Origin of the sequence: Dolichospermum sp. UHCC 0406, from assembly GCF_009712025.1 — a bacterium.
Taxonomy (GTDB): Bacteria; Cyanobacteriota; Cyanobacteriia; order Cyanobacteriales; family Nostocaceae; genus Dolichospermum; species Dolichospermum lemmermannii.
Genome location: NZ_VILA01000015.1, coordinates 162933 through 183830, shown reverse-complemented (window position 1 = coordinate 183830; position 20898 = coordinate 162933). Strand labels below are relative to the sequence as shown.

Annotated in this window: 20 protein-coding genes; 10 read left to right on the top strand and 10 right to left on the bottom strand. The window is 36.5% G+C overall.

What is annotated here, in order from left to right; genetic code table 11:
• The first annotated feature begins 37 nt into the window (after nucleotides 1-37).
• From FJR09_RS14200 to FJR09_RS14180, 5 genes are all read left to right on the top strand, one after another.
• The gene (locus FJR09_RS14200; RefSeq protein ID WP_015079633.1) at nucleotides 38-2299 is read left to right on the top strand and encodes an amylo-alpha-1,6-glucosidase; all 2262 of its coding nucleotides are present in this window, start codon (nucleotides 38-40) and stop codon (nucleotides 2297-2299) included.
• 500 nt (nucleotides 2300-2799) lie between these two features.
• Nucleotides 2800-3480, top strand: a complete 681-nt coding sequence (locus FJR09_RS14195; protein ID WP_168652646.1) for a hypothetical protein — start codon at nucleotides 2800-2802, stop codon at nucleotides 3478-3480.
• A 148-nt stretch (nucleotides 3481-3628) separates the two neighbouring features.
• On the top strand, nucleotides 3629-4597 hold the full coding sequence (locus tag FJR09_RS14190; protein WP_015079631.1) for a GTP-binding protein: 969 nt from the start codon (nucleotides 3629-3631) through the stop codon (nucleotides 4595-4597).
• Between the two features lie 80 nt (nucleotides 4598-4677).
• Nucleotides 4678-5721 (top strand): WD40 repeat domain-containing protein, encoded by a 1044-nt coding sequence (locus FJR09_RS14185; protein WP_015079630.1) that lies wholly within the window; start codon nucleotides 4678-4680, stop codon nucleotides 5719-5721.
• Nucleotides 5722-6145: 424 nt separating this feature from the next.
• Entirely contained in the window at nucleotides 6146-8122 is a 1977-nt protein-coding gene (locus tag FJR09_RS14180; RefSeq protein ID WP_015079629.1) for a DUF262 domain-containing protein, read from the top strand.
• A 97-nt stretch (nucleotides 8123-8219) separates the two neighbouring features.
• On the opposite strand, the gene FJR09_RS14175 is transcribed toward FJR09_RS14180, so the two are convergent.
• The 3 genes from FJR09_RS14175 to FJR09_RS14165 all read right to left on the bottom strand — a co-directional run bounded on the left by FJR09_RS14175 (nucleotide 8220) and on the right by FJR09_RS14165 (nucleotide 11477).
• Nucleotides 8220-8960, bottom strand: coding sequence for an amino acid ABC transporter ATP-binding protein (locus FJR09_RS14175; RefSeq protein ID WP_015079628.1), 741 nt, complete (start codon nucleotides 8958-8960; stop codon nucleotides 8220-8222).
• 367 nt (nucleotides 8961-9327) lie between these two features.
• Complete coding sequence (locus FJR09_RS14170; protein ID WP_168652651.1) at nucleotides 9328-10473, bottom strand: amino acid ABC transporter permease; 1146 nt, start codon at nucleotides 10471-10473, stop codon at nucleotides 9328-9330.
• A gap of 77 nt (nucleotides 10474-10550) precedes the next feature.
• Complete coding sequence (locus tag FJR09_RS14165) at nucleotides 10551-11477, bottom strand: amino acid ABC transporter permease (protein WP_168651901.1); 927 nt, start codon at nucleotides 11475-11477, stop codon at nucleotides 10551-10553.
• A gap of 14 nt (nucleotides 11478-11491) precedes the next feature.
• Between FJR09_RS14165 and FJR09_RS25900 the strand changes: the two genes are divergently transcribed.
• On the top strand, nucleotides 11492-11614 hold the full coding sequence (locus tag FJR09_RS25900; RefSeq protein ID WP_256370259.1) for a hypothetical protein: 123 nt from the start codon (nucleotides 11492-11494) through the stop codon (nucleotides 11612-11614).
• On the opposite strand, the gene FJR09_RS14160 is transcribed toward FJR09_RS25900, so the two are convergent.
• Nucleotides 11611-12717, bottom strand: a complete 1107-nt coding sequence (locus FJR09_RS14160) for an amino acid ABC transporter substrate-binding protein (protein ID WP_168652647.1) — start codon at nucleotides 12715-12717, stop codon at nucleotides 11611-11613. The two genes, FJR09_RS25900 and FJR09_RS14160, sit on opposite strands and share 4 nt — an antisense overlap.
• A gap of 165 nt (nucleotides 12718-12882) precedes the next feature.
• On the opposite strand from FJR09_RS14160, the gene grxC reads away from it, so the two are divergent.
• Nucleotides 12883-13203, top strand: a complete 321-nt coding sequence (gene grxC / locus FJR09_RS14155; protein WP_015079620.1) for a glutaredoxin 3 — start codon at nucleotides 12883-12885, stop codon at nucleotides 13201-13203.
• Here the strand turns inward: grxC and FJR09_RS14150 are convergent.
• A complete protein-coding gene (locus tag FJR09_RS14150) occupies nucleotides 13161-13484 on the bottom strand; it encodes a hypothetical protein (protein ID WP_217361126.1) in 324 nt (107 codons plus the stop codon). The two genes, grxC and FJR09_RS14150, sit on opposite strands and share 43 nt — an antisense overlap.
• On the opposite strand from FJR09_RS14150, the gene tadA reads away from it, so the two are divergent.
• Complete coding sequence (tadA, locus tag FJR09_RS14145; protein ID WP_254433115.1) at nucleotides 13460-13900, top strand: tRNA adenosine(34) deaminase TadA; 441 nt, start codon at nucleotides 13460-13462, stop codon at nucleotides 13898-13900. The genes FJR09_RS14150 and tadA overlap by 25 nt on opposite strands.
• Before the next feature lie 112 nt (nucleotides 13901-14012).
• Nucleotides 14013-14804 carry a 1-acyl-sn-glycerol-3-phosphate acyltransferase gene (locus FJR09_RS14140; RefSeq protein WP_168652648.1) on the top strand — a complete coding sequence of 264 codons (792 nt, stop codon included), beginning with the start codon at nucleotides 14013-14015 and terminating at the stop codon, nucleotides 14802-14804.
• A gap of 271 nt (nucleotides 14805-15075) precedes the next feature.
• Here the strand turns inward: FJR09_RS14140 and FJR09_RS14135 are convergent, their stop codons facing one another.
• The 4 genes from FJR09_RS14135 to FJR09_RS14120 all read right to left on the bottom strand — a co-directional run bounded on the left by FJR09_RS14135 (nucleotide 15076) and on the right by FJR09_RS14120 (nucleotide 17663).
• Nucleotides 15076-16230, bottom strand: a complete 1155-nt coding sequence (locus FJR09_RS14135; RefSeq protein ID WP_168652649.1) for an LptF/LptG family permease — start codon at nucleotides 16228-16230, stop codon at nucleotides 15076-15078.
• A 250-nt stretch (nucleotides 16231-16480) separates the two neighbouring features.
• On the bottom strand, nucleotides 16481-16846 hold the full coding sequence (locus tag FJR09_RS14130; protein WP_168652650.1) for a hypothetical protein: 366 nt from the start codon (nucleotides 16844-16846) through the stop codon (nucleotides 16481-16483).
• A gap of 231 nt (nucleotides 16847-17077) precedes the next feature.
• Nucleotides 17078-17218, bottom strand: a complete 141-nt coding sequence (locus tag FJR09_RS14125; RefSeq protein ID WP_168651155.1) for a hypothetical protein — start codon at nucleotides 17216-17218, stop codon at nucleotides 17078-17080.
• A gap of 151 nt (nucleotides 17219-17369) precedes the next feature.
• Nucleotides 17370-17663, bottom strand: a complete 294-nt coding sequence (locus FJR09_RS14120; RefSeq protein ID WP_168653100.1) for a hypothetical protein — start codon at nucleotides 17661-17663, stop codon at nucleotides 17370-17372.
• A 476-nt stretch (nucleotides 17664-18139) separates the two neighbouring features.
• On the opposite strand from FJR09_RS14120, the gene FJR09_RS14115 reads away from it, so the two are divergent.
• Nucleotides 18140-18439: a hypothetical protein gene (locus FJR09_RS14115; RefSeq protein ID WP_168654108.1), complete on the top strand. Its 300-nt coding sequence runs from the start codon at nucleotides 18140-18142 to the stop codon at nucleotides 18437-18439.
• Here FJR09_RS14115 and FJR09_RS14110 read toward each other — a convergent pair.
• Entirely contained in the window at nucleotides 18413-20524 is a 2112-nt protein-coding gene (locus tag FJR09_RS14110) for a S8 family serine peptidase (protein WP_168653101.1), read from the bottom strand. The genes FJR09_RS14115 and FJR09_RS14110 overlap by 27 nt on opposite strands.
• Between the last annotated feature and the right edge of the window lie 374 nt (nucleotides 20525-20898).

Here is a 20898-nt window from a genome sequence, read left to right as displayed (position 1 = left end):
TTGAGCAAATTTACACCTGTATAGGTAACTCTGGCTAATGACACCGGATACATTGATGACTCCAGAAACAATTGTCCTCGACAACAGAACTTTTACTCCCGCAGACCAAAAAGAGATTTCCGAATGGCCTTGTGTTGTCAGTCAAAGACCACAGCCAACCATTACAGTTAAAGATGATGATTTATTCCTGGTGACAGATACCATGGGGAATATTTCCGATTGTTACCTTTATGGTAGCACTCCTAGTATGGGGATGTTTTGCCGTGATACCAGGTTTTTGAGTCGTTTGGAGTTACAGATTGAAGGGCGATCGCCTATACTACTGAGTAGTAACGCTGACAAGGGATTTGCCCTCTCGGTTTTATGTACCAATCCTGATTTAGAGAATCTTTTTAAGGCTGATACTGTAGGTATTCGTCGGGAAATTGTTCTCAATGGTGCATTATTTGAAGAAATAGAAGTTGCTAACTACAACACTACCAGCATTGTTTTTGAACTGAGTCTGAGTTTTGATGCTGATTTTGTGGATTTATTTGAGGTTAGAGGTCATCATCGCCAAAAACGGGGAAGACTTTTACATTTAAATGAATTAACATCTGATCATGTTGCATCCTCATCTCCTCAAACCCATAAAGAGGAATCTCTAACCCTTGCATATCAGGGTTTAGATGCTTCGATTATGGAGTCTCTAATTCAATTTCAGCATTTACAACCAACTCGGTTTCACGGTTCTACGGCAGTTTGGCGCATAGAATTGGCATCTCATGAAACTAAGAAGTTAGGTTATCGGCTGAATATGTTCACTGACAATCAACCTAGCTCTACTATCAGTGCTGCCTCTACTTTAGCACAAGCAAAAGCTGCTGAATTAATGGAGGAGCAAAATTGGTTGCAGCAAATTACCCGGATTAGCTCAGATAAAAGTCTTTTTAATCGCGTCATTTCGCGGGCTGAACAAGATATATATTTATTGCTTCAGTCCTTTGGTAAACATAAAACTGTTTCTGCTGGTGTTCCTTGGTTTTCTACTTTGTTTGGTCGAGATTCTATCATTACCGCGTCCCAAACCTTGATGTTGAATTCCAAAATTGCCAAAGAAACCTTGATACTATTGGCAGAATATCAGGGTCAAACTGATAATATTTGGCGGGAAGAAGAACCTGGTAAGATCTTACATGAACTGCGGTTGGGAGAAATGGCGAGATGTCAAGAAATTCCCCATACACCCTACTACGGTACTGTGGATGCTACGCCGCTGTGGTTAATGTTGTATGCTGAATATTACAGTTGGACTCATGATCAAGAAACCTTGGAAGCACTGTGGCCAAATGCTTTAGCGGCTATGGGTTGGATTGATCGTCAACTTCAAGAAACTGGTTATCTCAGCTATGCACGCAAATCTAAAGGTGGTTTAATTAACCAAGGTTGGAAAGATTCTGGTGATTGTATTGTCAACCGCAAAGGAGAATTAGCCATTGGGCCAATTTCTCTGTGTGAGGTGCAAGCTTATGTCTATGCAGCGAAAAACCGCCTCGCAGAAATTGCCAAAATCCAACAACGTCCAGATTTAGAAGAACTTTGGCAAACAGAAGCGAGACAACTTAGGGCTAAGTTTAACCAAGATTTTTGGTTAGAAGATCAAGATTTTTGTGCTTTGGCTTTAGATGGAGAAGGTAAACCAGTAGATAGTATTAGTTCTAATCCTGGCCAGTGTTTAAATTTGGGGATATTTACGTCTGCAAAAGCCTATAGTGTGGCAGAAAGACTGCAGGCTGCGGATATGTTTAATGGTTGGGGAATTAGAACTTTAAGTAGTTTGTCACCGGCTTATAATCCGATGGGTTATCATACTGGTTCAGTTTGGCCTCATGATAATTCTATGATTGCAATGGGATTGCGATCGCTCGGTTTAATTGATCAATCTCTGGAACTATTTCAAGGATTATTCAACATGACCTCCCAGCAACCCTATCAACGTCCTCCAGAACTATTTTGTGGTTATGAAATGAACGGTGATAATGCTCCCGTCCAGTATCCCGTTGCTTGTACTCCCCAAGCCTGGGCTACAGGTAGTATTTTTCAACTATTGCAAATGATGGTGAATTTAGTCCCAGACGCACAGAATAATTGTTTGCGAATTATTGACCCAGCTTTACCAGAATCAATTAACAATTTATCTTTTCACAATTTGCGTGTTGGTGGCACGATTTTAGATTTAGAATTTGAACGAATTGGTAGCACTACCGCTTGTCGAGTTGCGAAAAAACGCGGTAATTTGCGCGTGGTGATTGAAGCTTAAATTGAACAATAAGATCCCCGACTTCTCTGAGAAGTCGGGGATCTGACTCTGACACCAATCAAATAGGATGGCTATATTCTGTAGAGATTTATCAAAAATGCCCACACATAGCAAAAGTTAATTAAACTTTCATCTGTACTTGATGTGAGCTTTATTTTTTGTATGTTAGACTCGCCTAAGTTATAGAAATTCAGCACCCAGTATTTTTTTGGGTACTCACATAGAGCAGGTTTTCAGGGATTTTGATGAATTTTATCCATCTAGGATAACTCAATCTTCAAGCATATCATCAGTAATCATTTGTCTGTCACCATCAAGCACGACAATTACAAAAATAATCTGGGATGTCAATTTACCTGGCTCAATAAATTTGAATTGAGCTAAATTTCTATAGCTTAATTGTAGTTTTGCTGATGAATATTTTTAGCATCCTACCTTAATCTGCTGAGTATTTAACATATCAAAAACATCTTTTCCAAACTATTGAGGTTGATTAATTCATGGTTACTAGTATTAGAAAAACCGTTCGGGGAATAGTTTTTACAAATCGCCACCTAGCAAGACTTTACTATTTTTTGAGTTTTTCTCGTCCAGTTTTACCACAATGGGTTGGCGCTGATTACTACCGCGAAAAATCATCTTGGGGATTACAACCAGAGCGTTGTCCATGTGATCTTGAATTAGTTGAATATTTACAAAAGCATAATATCCAAGATCAAACTATCTTCCATTTTGGCACAGGCTCTCATCATATTCTAGGATTGGAAAATCAGAAATTTTCTCAACCAAATGAAATTATTGGGATTACTGCTTCTGCACCCGAACATCAAGAATATGTCCGATTATCTCTTAAAGATCGTCTACTGTCCAAGTATTACAAGGTTCTCTGTACAGATATATACACCTTGACAGAGCGTTCTTTACCCATGCTCGATGTAATTTCTTTGTTTCATCTAGGCGAATTTTATATGCCTGAAGAAGCACCTTTTTTACATCATAATGAAGAATCTCTTCTAGCGATGTTTCTTAGTAAACTGAATCCCAATGGCAAAATTCTCTTCTATACAAAATCAATTGGTTGGGGTCATGCTAAACCAATGATTGAATCATTTGTAAAACAGGGGAAAATGCACAAGATTGAAGAGTATAAGAACTTATTGGTATATACCAAGGGTAGCTAAACTCACGGTAATAGAGATTAGTATCATGTTCATTTAATTAATGCAAGAGTCAGATCCTCGATTTCTCTAAGAAGTGGGGGATCTTGTTTTTCAGGGCTAGATAGGGCTATACTCAATAAAATTAACCTAAATTAATCTCAGGTGGGCGATGACTTCAGAAACATTCAATTCAGTACCAGTAACCGTTTTAACTGGCTACTTAGGCGCAGGTAAAACCACTCTATTAAATCATATTCTTACCTACGAACACGGTAAAAAAGTTGCCGTTATTGTCAACGAATTTGGCGAAGTAGGTATTGATAATCAATTGGTAATTGATGCAGATGAAGAAATATTTGAAATGAATAATGGCTGTATTTGTTGTACAGTTCGTGGTGATTTAATTCGCATCATTGGCAATTTAATGAAACGCCGAGATAAGTTTGATCATTTAGTCATTGAAACCACTGGATTAGCTGATCCTGCACCTGTAATTCAAACGTTTTTTGTAGATGAAGATCTACAAGATCAATTATCATTAGATGCAGTTGTCACAGTTGTTGATGCTAAACATATTTGGCAACATTGGGAAGCGGACGAAGCCCAAGAACAAATTGCTTTTGCTGACGTGATTTTATTGAACAAAACTGATTTGGTAACACCAGAAGTTTTAGATGAATTAGAAACCCGGATTCGGTCAATGAATGCAATGGCAAAAATTCACCGCACCCATAATTCCGAATTAGCAATGTCAGCTTTATTAGGAATTCAAGCATTTAATTTAGATCAGGCTTTAGAAATTGATCCTAATTTTTTAGGAGAAGATGCTCATGTCCATGATGAAAGCGTCTCTTCTGTAGCTATAGTCGCAGCAGGTTCTGTAAATGGTGAAAAAATCAATGCCTGGATGTCAGAATTACTCAGAACACAAGGAACAGATATCTTCAGAATGAAAGGGATTTTAAATATTGAAGATGAGGATACTCGTTTTGTTTTTCAAGGAGTACACATGATATTTGAAGGTAAAGCAGATAGACCTTGGAAAGTAAATGAAACTCGTAAAAATGAACTTGTATTTATTGGTAGAAATTTAGATGAAGCTAAATTAAAAGAAGACTTTTTCGCTTGTATGAGTTAAATAAACTAATTAGATCCCCGACTTCTTGAAGAAGTCGGGGATCTGGAAATCTGTAAATCTGTAAATGAAATATCAAAACTATGAACTTAACAACTAGCAAATCTCCAGAATTTACAAAACATTATTCCACAAAACTTGCAGATTATGTCACCGCTTTGGCTTGGTCTTCTCAAGGAGAAATACTAGCAGCTAGTTCGGCGGCTGGAGAAGTTATTTTATGGGAAAATGGCGAATTAACAACCTTACAAACTGCTACAGATAAAGCAGTAAATTGTCTGGCTTTTTCCCATGATGGCAAATATTTAGCCATTGGTGGACAAGATGGTAAAGTAAAAATTTGGTGTGAAAATCAATTAATTAGCACTTTAGAAAATGCGCCTGTTTGGGTTGATCAATTAGCATGGAGTCCTACTCATAATCAACTAGCTTTTAGTTTAGGGCGTTATGTGCAAATTTGGGATGCAGATACATTAGAAGTTATTGCTACTCTCAATTTTAATGATTCCTCAATTTTGGGAATTGATTGGCGCAAAGATGGCAAATATTTAGCTATTAACGGTTATAAAGGCGTAAAAACTTGGTCTACTCAAGATTGGGATGAAGAACCATTTATGCTTTCCATGTCTACCGTCAGTACAGCAATAGCTTGGTCTGGTGATGGTGAATATTTAGCATCTGGAAATATGGATCGGACTCTCACCGTTTTACAATGGGAAAACCCTGATCCTTGGGTCATGCGCGGCTTTCCAGGAAAAATTCGTCACTTAGCATGGTCAGAACTAAAAGCCCCTACAGGTGCGCCAATTTTGGCTGTTTCCAGTGTTGAAGGTATAGTATTATGGGAGAAGTCCCTAGATGAATCTATAGGTTGGGAAGCGCAAGTATTAACCAATCATGTAGATATTATTCAAGCAATATCTTATGCACCCCAAAGCTTGATTCTCGCTTCCGCTGGTGCTGACGGTTGGTTATGTTTATGGGATGAAAATCAAGAAGTATCACAGATTTTTACCGATACAGAAGCAGGTTTTTCTACCCTATCTTGGCATCCCCAAGGACAATTTTTAGCCGCAGGTGGTGAACAAGGTGAATTAATTATTTGGTCAACTTCTTTGGGGAATTAAAAATTAAAAATACCTTGAAATTTGCTAAGGTGTTAATTAAGGTTTAATATAATTTTCAACAGTAGGTGTAACTCAATTAAATGCACCAAAAGCAGCCTATCAAAAAAGTTAAAAATTATCTCAAAAAGTCCCTAGGGCTTATGGCTTTAAAGCTCGGTTAATGTCTTCATAGAGGAGTCGCCGAGAAGCCCACACTCACCTGTTCGCGCAAGCGTGCCGCAAGGCATAAGGGAGTGTGTGGAGTATGTCACTAAAAGGGGAATTATTTTTTATGAGTCGGTTTTAACCGACTTTTGCTTTTAGACAGGGAATTTATTCCCTGGATATATTTGATGTTTAATTTTGTTACGCTATCTTATGCTATTTATACAAGATTCTTTTATACTAAAAGCATAACTATTGAGTAAATCAGAGTACATTAACCATGCAAGCATCAGAAACTAAGCTGCAAGAGATTATTGAAGGTAATAAACAGTATGTTGTTCCCTTGTTTCAGAGAGCCTACAGTTGGAAAAAATCTCAGTGGGAATCTCTATGGAATGATATTTTAGAACTATATCATAGCGATAATCGTCGTCCTCATTTTATGGGTTCTATTGTCACTATGCCAACTTCTGCTATACCTGAAGGTGTAAGTAAATATTTATTAATTGATGGACAACAACGTTTAACTACTATTTTTATCCTGCTTTGTGCTTTGCGAGATAAAGCTAAAAATATTCATGATGAGTTAGCCGCAGAAATTCATAATACTATTATTGTTAATCCATATAAAAAAGGTTTAGACCATTATAAACTTCAACCTACCCAGGTAGATAGACAGTCTTTTCATAGTTTAATTAATGGTCAAGATTATGTAAATAATTCTGGTATTACTGAATGTTACTTATTTTTTGAAAAGAAGATTAGACAAAGTAATTTAGATTTTTCTGATCTCAAGAAAGTAATTTGTAGTTATTTATCTATTGTGAGCGTTGTTTTAAGTACAGAAGATAATCCTTATTTAGTCTTTGAAAGTCTCAATGCTAAAGGTGAACCTTTAACACAAGCAGATTTAATTCGTAATTATTTTTTCTTGAGAATTAATACCGAAAATCAAGACGATGCTTATAATAAATATTGGCTACCAATGCAACAAACTTTAGATGTTAATTTAACAGAATTTATCAGACATTATTTAACCAGAGATGGCGTAGAAATCAAGAAAGATGAAGTTTATTTTGAGATTAAAGAAAGAATGATCAAAAGAGATGCTATTGATTATTTAAAAGATTTATATGAATTTTCAGAATATTATGCAAAACTTTTAGATCCACTAAAAGAGAATAATTTAAAAATTCGTCGTTGTTTGGAAAGAATCAACCGTTTAGAAGTAGCTACTGTTTATCCTTTTTTACTTAATTGTTATCATGATTATGAAAAAAATAAACTTTCAGAAGCAGATTTTATTGCTGTTTTTCACATTTTAGAAAATTTCATTATTCGCCGATTTATTTGTAACGTCCAAACCAGGGGATTAAATAGGATATTTTCTGTACTGTATTCTCAAGTTAGCAAAGCAAGTAATTTAGCTCATGCTGATTTTGTGGAAAGATTAAAACTAGATTTACAAAATCGAGATTATCCCAAAGATACAGAATTTAAAGATAGATTATTGGATGTTAAACTATATGGTACTGGACGTACTTGTAAAGGTAAATTAATTTTAGAATCTATAGAAGAATCCTTCTATCATAAAGAACAAGTATCTTTTACTAATCTAACTATTGAACATATTATGCCACAAACTATAACTAAATGGTGGCAAGAACATTTAGGAGAAGAAGGCGATATCACTCATGATTTATTACTGCACTCGTTGGGTAATATAACTATTACAGCTTACAATGGTGAATTATATAATTTGGAATTTATCGAGAAAAAAGAAATATTGATCAATAGTCATTTGGAAATCAATAAATACTTTGAAAATCAAGAAACTTGGAAAAGAGAAGATATAGAAAAAAGGAGTTTATATTTAGCAGAAAAAGTTTTACAAATTTGGCCTTACTTTGGTAATGAAAATCTTATGAATTCTGCGAAAACTAAGGTAAGGGGTACAACTCCCAAACAACTAAAAATTTTTGGTAAGGAATATCCTGTCAAAAGTTGGCGGGATGTTTTAGAAAAAACTTTAAATGTGATCGCTGATTTAGATGCCGATAAATTTAAGGATGTTATGGAACAATTTCCCCGGTTCATTAGTAGAGATGAAAAAGATTTTCGGGATACGAGAAAATTAGAAAATGGGGTGTTTGTTAATGTCAACTTATCAGCTAGAGATATTAATGCTTTTTGTATAAAAGCTATCGAAACGGCAGAAATTTCTCTAGAAGATTGGCAAATAGAAACCACAAGTTAATTTATGTTAAGTATCATTTTCCAAAAGCCTTATTTTCCTCTTTTGCTCGTTAAATTAAATTAAGAAGTCGGAGATCTTTAGCCTGAATTGAATCACCCTAGAGAATTTGTGATAAGAATTTCCTGGTTCTTTCTTCCTTGGGATTAGTAAAAAAGGTGTCGGGGGTAGAGGATTCAACTAATAAACCGCTGTCCATTAGCACTACTCTATCAGCAACTTCTCGCGCAAATCCGACTTCATGGGTAACAACTACCATTGTCATTCCGTCATTAGCTAGGTTTCGCATTACGTCTAAAACTTCTCTCACCATTTCTGGATCTAATGCTGATGTCGGTTCATCAAATAACATGATTTTCGGTTGCATTGCTAATGCACGCGCTATGGCTACTCGTTGTTGTTGTCCACCAGATAATTGTCCTGGATATTTTTGTGCTTGTGCTAAAATTCCCACTCTTTCTAATAATTGCATTGCTAATTCTTCGGCTTTAACTTTGGATATTTTGCGGACATATATTGGTGCTAAGGTGATATTTTCTAAAACTGTTAAATGGGGAAATAAATTAAATTGCTGAAATACCATTCCCACTTCTCGACGAATTGTTTCAATATTTCTTAAATCATGACTGAGGGTAATCCCGTCAATGGTAATAGTTCCTTGTTGATATTCTTCTAAGGCGTTAAATGTTCTAATAAAGGTTGATTTTCCTGAACCGGATGGTCCCATTAAAACAACCACTTCTCCCCGTTCTACGGTTAAACTGACACCTTGGAGGGCATGAAATTTACCATACCATTTGTGAACATCTTCAGCAATAATTATCGGTTTTGATTCTGTCATATATTCCTTTTGTGTAGTTGAAGATTTAAATAGATATTTAGGAATGTTGGGTTTCCTTGCGTCAACCCAACCTACGGGTAGTTGGTGATAAAATCATTGTTTTTCATCCTGTTTATCTTTTCATCCTGGATATTATCTCGACTTCGCTCGATAACCACCTGATTCTGACAATTATTCCTTTTGTGTAGTTTAAGATTTTAGGAATGTTGGGTTTCCTTGTGTCAACCAAACCTACGGGTAATTGGTGATAAAATCATTGTTTTTCATCCTGTTTATCCTTTAATCCTGGATATCCTGATTCTGACAATTATTCCTTTTGTGTAGTTGAAAATTTTAGGAATGTTGGGTTTCCTTGCGTCAACCCAACCTACGATGTTAATTGTTTTTCTAGGTTTTTAGCAGCTAAGGACATTGAATAACAAAATACCCAATAAATCAACCCGATAAATAAATATACTTCTGCATATCTTCCTAAAAATTGCGGTTGTGCTAATATAGAGCGTGCCATTCCTGTTAATTCTACTAATCCTACTAATGATAAAAGAGAAGTATCTTTAAATAAACCAATAAATTGACCAACAATTGCGGGAATAACTGCGCGTAAGGCTTGGGGTAATATGACTAATATGAGTAATAAAGGTGTATTTAATCCTAGTGCTTTTCCTGCTTCTATTTGTCCTCTGGGAATTGCTTGTAGTCCTCCGCGCACATTTTCAGCCATGTATGCTGCACTAAATAATATTAGTCCCACAATACCTCTGAGTAAACGATCTAAACGTAAATCTGCTGCTAAGAATAAGGGTAACATAACTTGGGCTAAAAATAGAATCCCAATTAAGGGTAATCCTCTAACAATTTCAATATAAAGAATAGAAAACCACCGCACTACAGGTAAATTGCTGGTTCTTCCTAATGCGAGTAAAACTCCTATGGGGAAGGAAAGGAAAATACTAATTATTGCCATTAATAGGGTAAGTAATAACCCATTCCATAGGTTTGTAGATACAGATTGCAATCCTAAACCACCACCAATTAACCAGATAATTATGAAAAATGATGATAACCAAATTAGTGAAAGCCAAGGTGTGATGATTTTAGTAAAATTTTGACCAATTATCAAACCTGCAAATATTGAACCTACTATTAATAATAACCATAAACGGCTTGTTAATGGTATGGGGAAAATAAACAGTGAAATCCCCATAATCACAACAGCAATCAAAGAATTGCGGTTTTTGATTATTGCTTTTTTGGTAAATGCACTCGCTGTAATTGCGGTTAAAGTTGTAGATATTCCCAAAACAACCCAAATCCGCCAATATAAACTTTGGGGAAATCTTCCTACTAAAAATAAGTGTAAATTAACTTGGATTACTTGCCATTGTGCTTTAGTAATTAACCAAATTGCAAATCCTTGAACTAACCAAAATAGAAATATAAAAGAAACAACAGTTAATAGACTATTGTACCAATTATTAAAGAGATTTTTTCTTAACCAAGTCAGTTTAATCATCATAGAAATGTGAGACCATATAGAATAATTATCACCCGTATTTATCTGCGTTTATCTGCGTTTATCTGCGTTCAACATTATCTTTCCTTAATTTGCACAGAACGATTAAATAAATTCATGGTGAAAGAAATTATCAAACTCAAAGTCAGATAGGTAATCATAATTAACAGCATTACTTCTACAGCTTTCCCAGTTTGGTTAAAAGTGGTAGAAGCAACAAAATAAATATCAGGATAACCGATAGCGATCGCTAAACTGGAATTTTTTGTTAAATTGAGATATTGACTAGTTAATGGGGGAATAATCACCCGCAAAGCTTGGGGAAAAATCACCAATCGCATTGCTAAACCTGGGTTTAACCCCAAGGATTTGGCTGCTTCTAGTTGTCCTGTCGGGACTGATTGAATTCCCCCGCGCACAATTTCCGCAATAAACGCACCTGTGTAAAAAGTTAACCCCAATAATAAACTAGAAAATTCTGGAGACAAAGTAAACCAAGGAAGTTCAATTCCGTTTTGGCTAAAGTTAACAAAACCCAAAAAGGAAACTTTATTTTCGGCTTTGGGAAAACTCAAGAAAACTGCAAAATACCAAAATAGCAATTGCAATAATAATGGAGTATTCCGAAAAACTTCTACATAAACCAGACTAATTTTCCTCACTAACCAATTATCTGATAATCGCGTAATTCCCGCAGTAATTCCCACAATTGTGGTGAGACAAATTCCCATTATTGCTATTCTTAAAGAATTAACTAATCCTACTAATAAAGCATAATTATAGGCATCCGTTGGTTGATAATTAATGAGAGTTTCACCAATATCAAAAGATGCTTGTTGCTTGAGAAAATTAAATCCAAATTGAATTCCTAATTGCTGTAAATTTCGTCTGACATTCCCCCACAAGATAATAACTATAACTACTGCTAAAAATACAAAAATTAGCTGAATAGCTTTTTGCCAAAAGCGATGATCACGCCAGAAAGGAGGTTTTGAATTGGTCATTAGTTAGTTGTTAGTTGTTAGTAGGGGCGAAGCATTTGGAAAATAAATTATCGGTCATTGCCAAAAATAGTTCTCCAAATGCTTCGCCCGTACAGTTGTTAGTTGTTAATAATAATAAAGTTCTTGTGCTTCTTTAGCGGAAAGGTGGAGAATAGAGTAATCCTCCTTTTGAGGAAATTTGATTTTGTCCGCGCGGGAGATTTAATTTTGTCTTTGTTCCTAAATTGCGATCATAAACTTCACCATAATTACCAACGTGCTTGATTATTTTGGCAGCGAAATCTTTTGTTAAACCAATTCCTTCACCCAGGTTTCCTTCTGTTCCTAAAAAACGTTTAATATCGGGATCTTTACTATTAGCAACCTCGGCTAAATTTTGAGAATTAATTCCCAATTCTTCTGCTTTCACCAAAGCATAAACAGTCCATTTCACTATATCACTCCACTTAGTGTCACCCTTAGCAACTGCTGGCGCTAGAGGTTCAGAAGAAAGAACATCATCTAAAATGATATTATCTTCTGGTTTAGGTAAGGTTGTCCGTCGAGAAACCAGTGCAGAACGGTCTGTGGTGACAGCATCACAACGTCCTTCAGCATAAGTACCAAAGGTAATATTCACATCTTCAAAAACAACGGGTTTATAAGTAATTCCCCGTTTCCGCATTTGGTCTGCTAAATTTTGTTCAGTAGTAGTTCCAGTTTGCACACAAATGGCTTTGTCTTTCAGGTCTTTGATAGATTTAATATTGCTATTTTTACGCACCATGACGGCTTGACCATCATAAAATACCACAGGTGCGAAATCTAAACCTTGGGAAGTTGCACGGCTAAAAGTCCAGCTAGTATTGCGACTGAGAATATCTACTTCTCCAGTTTGCAAAGCTGTAAATCGTTCTTTCGCGTTGAGATTGCGATATTCTACCGCGTCTGGATTGTCAAATACTGCTGCGGCAACAGCCCGACAAATATCAACGTCAATGCCGCTATATTTGCCGTCAGTGCCGACAAAACTAAATCCTGGTAGTTCACCGCTAACGCCACAAACAAGCTGTCCACGGCTTTTAATGCGATTCCAGAGAACGCGAGTAACTTGTCCTTGGGGGGTGCTGTCGGGATTTTGTGTATTGGGATTATTTTGTGGTTGATCATTACAGGCGCTCAGAATTAGGATTAAAGGGGCGATCGCTAAAGGCATCCCTATCCCCTGTAAAATGACAGATAATCTCCTAAATTTCATCATCGTTTTTTCCCAAGAATCTTCTTTGGATGTTTCTACATAATTGAAACATTTATTGATACTCGTGGCAAATATATCCTCTGAGGAGTATAACTAACGGCACTCCAGCTATTAAACTGGATTTCTGTAGATGAGATTTAATTACAAGAAAACCTCTTAATTAAGAATATGCTAAATTTTCTCAACTCTCTTCTCGGTCGCCACCCAGAGCGAATCAAAGCTAATGTTGAAATTTATACTTGGCAAACTTGCCCCTACTGCATCCGCGCTAAAATGCTACTATCATGGAAAGGTGTTAATTTCACCGAATACAAAATTGATGGCGACGAAACAGCCAGATCAAATATGGCAGAACGCGCCGACGGTCGCCGTAGCGTCCCCCAAATTTTTATTAATAATCAACATATTGGTGGTTGTGATGACCTGTATCAATTAGATGCAAAAGCTCAACTTGACCCTCTGTTATTTGAGGTTGCGGGTAATGGGTAATTGGTAATTGGTAATTGGTAATTGGTAATGGGTGATTGGTGATTGGTGATTGGTGATTGGGTAATTTTCTTCTTTCTTCTTTCTTCTTTCTTCTTTCTTCTCCTGACTCCTGAACTCCTGACTCCTGACTCCTGACTCGGTGACTCCTGACTCCTGACTCGGTGACTCCTGACTCGGTGACTCCTGACTCGGTGACTCCTGACTCCTTCTTCCCCCAATGCTTGAACACCCAGAATATTTACAACATCGAAAATGGATGAATCACGCCCTGGAATTGGCACAGGTAGCGGGTGATGCTGGTGAAGTTCCTGTGGGGGCTGTGATTGTTGACACAGATAATCAATTGGTTGCTGTGGGTGAAAATCGCAAAGAACGGGATCAAGATCCGACTGCACACGCAGAAATTATGGCGATTCGGGCTGCTAGTCAAGTTTTACAAAGTTGGCGCTTGCATCAATGCACTTTATATGTCACTCTAGAACCCTGTCCGATGTGTGCCGGTGCGATAGTTCATGCCCGATTGGGAAAATTGATCTATGGCGTGGACGATACCAAAACTGGCGCGATTCGTACTGTTATCAACATCCCTGACCATCCAGCCTCTAATCACCGTCTGAAAGTGCTAGGAGGTATTCTAGAATCAGACTGTCGAGAACAATTACAAAATTGGTTTGCTACCCAACGTCAACAAAAATAACAGACACAGATAAAACTGTCCAAAGGGGAAAACACAAGTTACCCAAGAAAATCTACGGTGGACATAATCAAGTTGGTGTCATCTTTTATTAGCCAAAAAATCAGCCACCGTTATGATCAAATCATACTTTGCTTCTACCAACCGCCATTCTCAAACTAAAAATACGCCTGTAAATCCTCACCTCGACTCCGCTCGGCGACCTTCGGTGCTTCAGAATACCTCGCGGGTTTCGCCTTGGTTAATCCGTGTTGCTTATCTTCTAGGACGCTGCATGATTTTGCCATCTTTCTTTGGGCATATTAAGGTGACTGGAAGAGAAAATATTCCTAAAAGTGGACCAGTAATTCTTGCACCTACCCATCGTTCCCGGTGGGATTCCTTGGTTTTGCCCTATGCTACTGGTCGTTGTGTGACGGGTAGAGATATGCGATTTATGGTAACGAGTCATGAATGTCAAGGGTTGCAAGGTTGGTTTGTGCTGCGAATGGGTGGTTTTCCTGTAAATATTGAACGTCCGGCGATCGCAACTCTCCGGCATACGGTAGAGTTAATGCAGCAGGGGGAAATGTTAGTTATTTATCCCGAAGGTGGCATTCATCGTGATGGTCAACTTCATCCCCTGAAGCCGGGAATCGCTCGTTTAGCTGTGACTGCTGAATCTACCTATCCAGGATTAGATATTAAAGTTATTCCTGTCGGTATCCATTACAGTGAACCCTATCCTCATTGGGGTACTGATGTGAGTATTCATATTGGTGAACCTATTAAAGCCGCAGATTATATGAATGGAAATTTAAAACAAGAAGCCAAAAGGCTGACAGCAGATTTAACCCATAAATTAAAACAATTAAGTCATCAAGAAGTAGAAATTAGCGATCGCATTTTTGCAAAAATTCATAATTAAAATCAGGTAGGGGCGCAGGGCTTGCGCCCATTCATAAGTTACAATCAGCAAAATTCCTCCCCTAGTTCCCATTACTTACAGGTATTTAACAAATATAATCCGATTTCAGAGGATGTTTTAAAAGTCCCTCATGGTGTATCAAATATTTTTTGATCCCCCTAAATCCCCCTTATTAAGGGGGACTTTGATTCTAGTTACCCCCTTAATAAGGGGGGTTAGGGGGGATCTGTAAGTGCCTAAAATCACAACCTAAAACTTTTCAAACAACCTCTCAGGAATTTTTTTCAGTTAATATGTAAAAGCTAAAACCTGTAGCCAAAATATTTGGTAGCCATATTACATAACTGTAGATATTTCCTGAAATAATTAAAGCATTAATAACCGCCTCAAATATTTTCATTAACCCCAGAATTACTAAAGTAACTGTAAAACTATTATATTTAATCCTTGGTTGCAAATTAATTCCTATAGCTGTACCCAAAAAAGCCAATACAGCGCAGGAAATAGGTAAGGTAAATCTTTTTTGAAGATTAACTTGTAATTTGATTAGATTCGGGATATCTCCTGCTTTTTTTGCAGCTAACAATCGTTGATAAATTTGAAATATATTCATTTCTCTATGATCTAATTTTTCCCTATCTAGTTGAAATTGCCGAGATATACTAGAAAGATTAAGGCGAATTTCATCAAACTTAATTCCCTGACCATAAGAACCATCTGGATTAATTATACTCTTGACACCATTATAAAAAAACCAATATTTGTTTCCTTCATTCCATTCAGCAAATTTAGATTTTATAATTACCTTCAAACCCCGATTATCTCTAATTAATAAGGTAACTTCTTGCATTTTTCCATCACTAAATCTCTCTGAGTAAAAGAAGTATTTAAGATAATTATCTTTATCAGATATTTGTTCATAATTTCTGTTGGCTAATTCTTTATAAACAATGTGATGACTTTTAAGATCCCATCTATTTATATTCATCACTTCTTCTAGGGTAATAGCAGCTTTATAGTTAGAGATAGGGACAATACCCTCATTAACAATAAATAGGATTAATGAAAGAATAAGACTTAGATGAATCGCTGGACAGATTAATTTATACAAACTTATTCCACAACTTTGTAAAGCAATAATTTCACTGGTAATTGATAATTTATTATAAACGAATATTGTGGTCATTAAAATAGCAATTGGTACAGCCAAAACAATAAACTCAGGTACTTTAAGAATGTGTAAATATATTAAAGTACCAAAAGATATTTGTTCCGTCAGGAGAAAACTAAATTGCTCGAATGATATACCAATTGATTCCGCAACAACAGTAACAATAACGATGGTAAATAGTAAAATCGGGGTAATTTCTGAGATTAAATAGCGCTCTAGTAATGATATGCGAGGAAAAATATTTATTTTTTTCATTTATCATTTTGCTGGTTATGTAGTTGCAGCAGTTGACGATATTTTGATATACAGATATTAGTGATAAAAATTTTGTGGTGCGCTTATTAATCTTATTTTTGTTTTTCGTAAACTTGGTTGAAGTTATTTTTGGAAATGTTGGGTTTCGCTGTCGCTCTACCCAACCTACTACTACTCTAAATATTGCATAAGAGTAATTCATAAATTACCCCTACTTTTGTTTTTACGTAAGTCCTATTTATGCTTCACTTTACCTGCCGATAAAAGCAAGTGCTTGAGCAATTGCTGCTCGTACTTCAGCTTGACAGGTAGTACTTCCATTTGGAGTAAGTGAAAATCTTTTTGTACACTCACTTACTGCCTCCCTGGTCGCTGTAGTGATATCTTCATAAGTTGTACTTTCAGTAACTGTATAACTTGTTCCCAGTGAGGGAACACTAACAGTCAAAGTTCTAGGGGGAGTTTGAGTTTGAGTTTCAGAGGTAGTATTTCCACCTCCTCCACTAGGAGCTCCTCCACTAGGAGTATTACTTGATGTACCTCCACCACAGGAGGTAATCATTAAACCAATCAGTAGAAATCCGAAAAGCCTATGAGTTGAAAAAATTCTTAACATAAAGTAGTTTTACATAGATTTACTTATCCCACTCTAAATCTAAAAATCTCAACTCCTGTCTAAGTAATGATTGTCTTGTGACTGTTTTATGATTAACTGTCGCTCTCCCCAACCTACTACTACTCTAAATATCAGGGCTATTTCATTCTAAACATAATCCGCCCTGAACTGATAGTGTAGTGTGGCGTAAGCCATAGTTCAGGACTAATAATTCAAGTCCGTTTTAACGGACTATAACTTTCCTTTAGTCGTCTTGAGACGACTTTTGCTATTAGACATGGCTTCGCCACGCAAGCTATCAGAATTCATTCTGAGGCGGGTTAAATAAGAATGAAATAGCCCTACTCTAAATATTGCATAAGAGTAATTCATAAATTACCCCTACTTTTGTTTTTACGTAGTCGGTATTTATGCATTCGTTTTAGTTGTAGGGTGCTTTACTACTGCATAAATTCTGCAAATAAACAGATTGTTGATATCTGACGCACCCTACCAATGTGACAGTTGCGTAAGTCCTGGTTATTTAATTTCTAAAAGCTCGTGGTCTACTATTCGCATCGAATACACATCTCCCTTCTGAACCATCACTAAAGGTTTGCGGAGAAAGAGGTCCAGCTAAACTACAATCACTTTGATATAATTGCCATTCCATTTTAGCTTTGTCAGCAAGACTAGATGTTCCACCTCCTCCACCAGAAGTATTATTAGATGTACCTGTACTGGGGGTATTACTTGATGTACCTCCACCACAGGAGGTAATCATTAAACCAATCAGTAGAAATCCGAAAAGCCTATGAGTTGAAAAAATTCTTAACATAAAGTAGTTTTACATAGATTTACTTATCCCACTCTAAATCTAAAAATCTCAATTCCTGTCTAAGTAATGATTGTCTTGTGACTGTTTTATGATTAACTTGGAGGTCGTTGAAAAAGTTTTTGATTGTAATATTAGACACTTGTTAATTATTCAATCTGCTTCTTCCAAAGGGATTTAGAGGCATATAAGATTTGTTGATACATGATGAGAGACTTTTTATGAGAGAATAAATACTGTCAGTAATAATATGTTTTTAGGTGATGAGAAGCCCTAATAATGATCAAAAAAAGAAAAGAATTACCGTGACAGCCTCTTGTCAATGTATAAAGAAGGCCGAAATGGCTTTAATTAGACTAGGATTTGAATCAAAATCCAATTTTGCTAAACATCATTTATCTAGAACAACAGTTACCAAATTTTTTCAGGGTCAACCAATTTCAATTGACTCCTTGAAAAGGATATGCAGAGAGTTAGAATTGAATTGGGAAGATTGTTTACCAACAGAAGAAATAATTAATAATAACCAAGAGAAAAAGACAAGAGAAAATAACAATTATTCCAATTACCAATTACCAATTACCAATTACCAATTACCAATTACCAATTACCAATTACCAAATATAGCATTTCCTAGTCTAATGAAGTACAAAACTATCTGCGTTTTTCAGCGTCCATCTGCGTTTAATTATTATTGCTTGTACTTCACTAAAATAGGAATTGATATACCAATTAGCGGTTCCAATTACGAATTATTTATTACCTACTCCAATTACTAATTCCCAGTTATTAAGTTTGCCCACATCTAAAGCAGCGTAGTCAATAACTTGTAATTGCCAGTTGCCTTTTGCGGGTAAAGAAAGTAATTGTTTCAGGGCAGGATGCGATCGCACTGTGTAAGTATTTTGTAATTGATTACGACGACCTAATGTACGACTTTGTAATAAAATCCGCTGATTATTAGGAGCAATTAAATAAACTTCTAAATCTCCTAAAAAATCATGGGTGATATTCACGGTAACTTGGATATCTGTGACATTGACAGCTTCATTAATAGCGATCGCACTTTTAATTCCCTGTCTATTATTATCAGGAATATTCACAACTTGAGAATTTTTGACCTGAATTTGTTTATTCGTAATTTTAGCAACCGCACCCATCTGCTGCGCTAGTCTTACAGCCTTAGCAGCATTAACTTTGCCATAACCAAACCATTGACTATGACCATTACTATCATAAGTACCCCCACGCACACCCAACTGAAGATCAGGGTTATTATCCACTATTTTATCAGCCGTATCTTGGAGAATCCGTTTAACTTGTTGAGCCGTTAAATCAGGATTAGCTGATAATACCAAAGCCGCTACTCCTGCCACAATGGGAGTAGAACTGGAAGTACCACCAAAGTTTTTAGTAAAATTTCCCGCATCATAACCAGCCGCACCTATTTGATCTGTTGTAAATACTCCCAATCCAAATAGAGAAGAAACAATTGCCGGTTGTGTATAAACAAAACCAGTTTCTTGAAACCACATTCCTGGGGGAGCATTATTACTGGGAGCGCAAACAGAAACATTACCTCCCCAATTACTATAAGCAGCCTTTTTATTTAAACTAGTAGACGCAGATACAGTCATCACATCAGGATGAACAGCAAAACCGCTTAACCAATTTGTCTTCCCTTGAACAATATTTTTCGGCCAATTCTGTTCATTTATAGTCCCATTAATGGGACGATTAGCATTTCCGGCTGCGAAAACAATCACACATCCTTTCCCCTTGCGTCCATTGGTAGCAGCCCGGTTAATAGCGGCTTTTTGCCGAATAGAAAGGGGGAAATAAACAGCAGAAGCTCCCCAACTACAAGAAATTACACTTGCGCCTTTTTCTATAGCCCAATTAAAAACATCCTCAATTGATTGATCATCTAAAAAGCCAGTAGTGCGAATGGGCATCATTGCACAACCAGGTGCAACTCCCACAATTCCTGAACCATTTTCTTCAGCTACAGCTAATCCTGCACAAGCGGTCCCATGACTTGTTTCTTTTTCTCCTGGTAAGGGTAAAAAATCATTTTCTTTTAAATCTCTAGGAGCAACAATTTTACCTGTACCTTGAAAATCTGGATGTTTTAAATCAAAGGAATCATCTACTACAGCCACCACTATAGAACGCAGACCACGAGTAGTATCCCAAGCTTGTTCTACGGAAATATGCGAACCAGCTACCAATTGATTACTACTATTATGATTGAGATACCATTGCTGGGAATAAAGAGAATCTTTGGGTTTATAATTGGGTTCTTGTTGAATGAGAATATTCGGTTCAGCCGCCAAAACTTCTGGCAATGTTTGTAAATAATTGGTAATTTTAACGGGATTTTGTGTGGCTTGTTTACTAACAATAAAAATGAAGGTATTTGGTATGCCGAATACTGGTTGATCTTGAACTAAATTCAATGTACTGGTAATAGTATTAATTTTAGTATTATCTACCCAAGTAGCAAATTGAATTGTAATTTGGTCGCTGAGATAAACAAAAGTTCCGGGATTATTTTCCAATGTATAAACATGACTCACAAAGTCCACATTTTCATCATTGCGTAATTGAGACATAACTGCATCTAGCTGATTAGGAAAGACCGTATATAGTTCTAGTTTCGCTTGAGGAATACTCCGCCGCCATACGCTACCAGGAATCTGTGATAATTTTTCATGGGGAAAATTAGCATTGGGACGAATAGTAAAACGATACAACGTTTTTTCTAGCATTAACTCTTCACCACCGCGTTGTAAGGTTAGTGACTGACTTTTATTTGCTACATCTGATTTAGGAAAATCCGCAGGATTAATATTATCACTCATAAGAATTGGGGATTGGTGGAATTAGCCAAATTGAAAAAATCTTGATTTGTAGGTTGGTTTGTAGAACGTTTATGTTCGCACAGCCATGGGACAAAATCCAACGCATTTGTTGGGTTTCCTTGGGTCAACCAAACCTACAAAAAATGGCGAATGTATTTTGACACTCTGCGGTCTAAAGACACGCAGATTCTTTAAGACTTGCTTAAAAAGGATAGTCAATTATCCTCCTAGACGCTCAAGGCAAATACCAGTACGACAGGTATTGCAATTGCGCTTACTTTTGATTTTTTTTTGCTGCTTTTGTGAGTCCATCAATTTTTAATGTTAAACGCTCCATGATTTACCATTGCTTGTTTACCCAGGCTACAGCTATG

What these genes read in the sequence shown, in the direction of transcription:
- FJR09_RS14200 (WP_015079633.1), top strand. Translation starts at nt 38, where the DNA reads ATGACACCGGATACATTGATGACTCCAGAAACAATTGTCCTCGACAAC.
- FJR09_RS14195 (WP_168652646.1), top strand. Translation starts at nt 2,800, where the DNA reads ATGGTTACTAGTATTAGAAAAACCGTTCGGGGAATAGTTTTTACAAAT.
- FJR09_RS14190 (WP_015079631.1), top strand. Translation starts at nt 3,629, where the DNA reads ATGACTTCAGAAACATTCAATTCAGTACCAGTAACCGTTTTAACTGGC.
- FJR09_RS14185 (WP_015079630.1), top strand. Translation starts at nt 4,678, where the DNA reads ATGAACTTAACAACTAGCAAATCTCCAGAATTTACAAAACATTATTCC.
- FJR09_RS14180 (WP_015079629.1), top strand. Translation starts at nt 6,146, where the DNA reads ATGCAAGCATCAGAAACTAAGCTGCAAGAGATTATTGAAGGTAATAAA.
- FJR09_RS14175 (WP_015079628.1), bottom strand. Translation starts at nt 8,960, where the DNA reads ATGACAGAATCAAAACCGATAATTATTGCTGAAGATGTTCACAAATGG.
- FJR09_RS14170 (WP_168652651.1), bottom strand. Translation starts at nt 10,473, where the DNA reads ATGATTAAACTGACTTGGTTAAGAAAAAATCTCTTTAATAATTGGTAC.
- FJR09_RS14165 (WP_168651901.1), bottom strand. Translation starts at nt 11,477, where the DNA reads ATGACCAATTCAAAACCTCCTTTCTGGCGTGATCATCGCTTTTGGCAA.
- FJR09_RS14160 (WP_168652647.1), bottom strand. Translation starts at nt 12,717, where the DNA reads ATGATGAAATTTAGGAGATTATCTGTCATTTTACAGGGGATAGGGATG.
- grxC (WP_015079620.1), top strand. Translation starts at nt 12,883, where the DNA reads ATGCTAAATTTTCTCAACTCTCTTCTCGGTCGCCACCCAGAGCGAATC.
- tadA (WP_254433115.1), top strand. Translation starts at nt 13,460, where the DNA reads ATGAATCACGCCCTGGAATTGGCACAGGTAGCGGGTGATGCTGGTGAA.
- FJR09_RS14140 (WP_168652648.1), top strand. Translation starts at nt 14,013, where the DNA reads ATGATCAAATCATACTTTGCTTCTACCAACCGCCATTCTCAAACTAAA.
- FJR09_RS14135 (WP_168652649.1), bottom strand. Translation starts at nt 16,230, where the DNA reads ATGAAAAAAATAAATATTTTTCCTCGCATATCATTACTAGAGCGCTAT.
- FJR09_RS14130 (WP_168652650.1), bottom strand. Translation starts at nt 16,846, where the DNA reads ATGTTAAGAATTTTTTCAACTCATAGGCTTTTCGGATTTCTACTGATT.
- FJR09_RS14125 (WP_168651155.1), bottom strand. Translation starts at nt 17,218, where the DNA reads ATGAATTACTCTTATGCAATATTTAGAGTAGGGCTATTTCATTCTTAT.
- FJR09_RS14120 (WP_168653100.1), bottom strand. Translation starts at nt 17,663, where the DNA reads ATGTTAAGAATTTTTTCAACTCATAGGCTTTTCGGATTTCTACTGATT.
- FJR09_RS14110 (WP_168653101.1), bottom strand. Translation starts at nt 20,524, where the DNA reads ATGAGTGATAATATTAATCCTGCGGATTTTCCTAAATCAGATGTAGCA.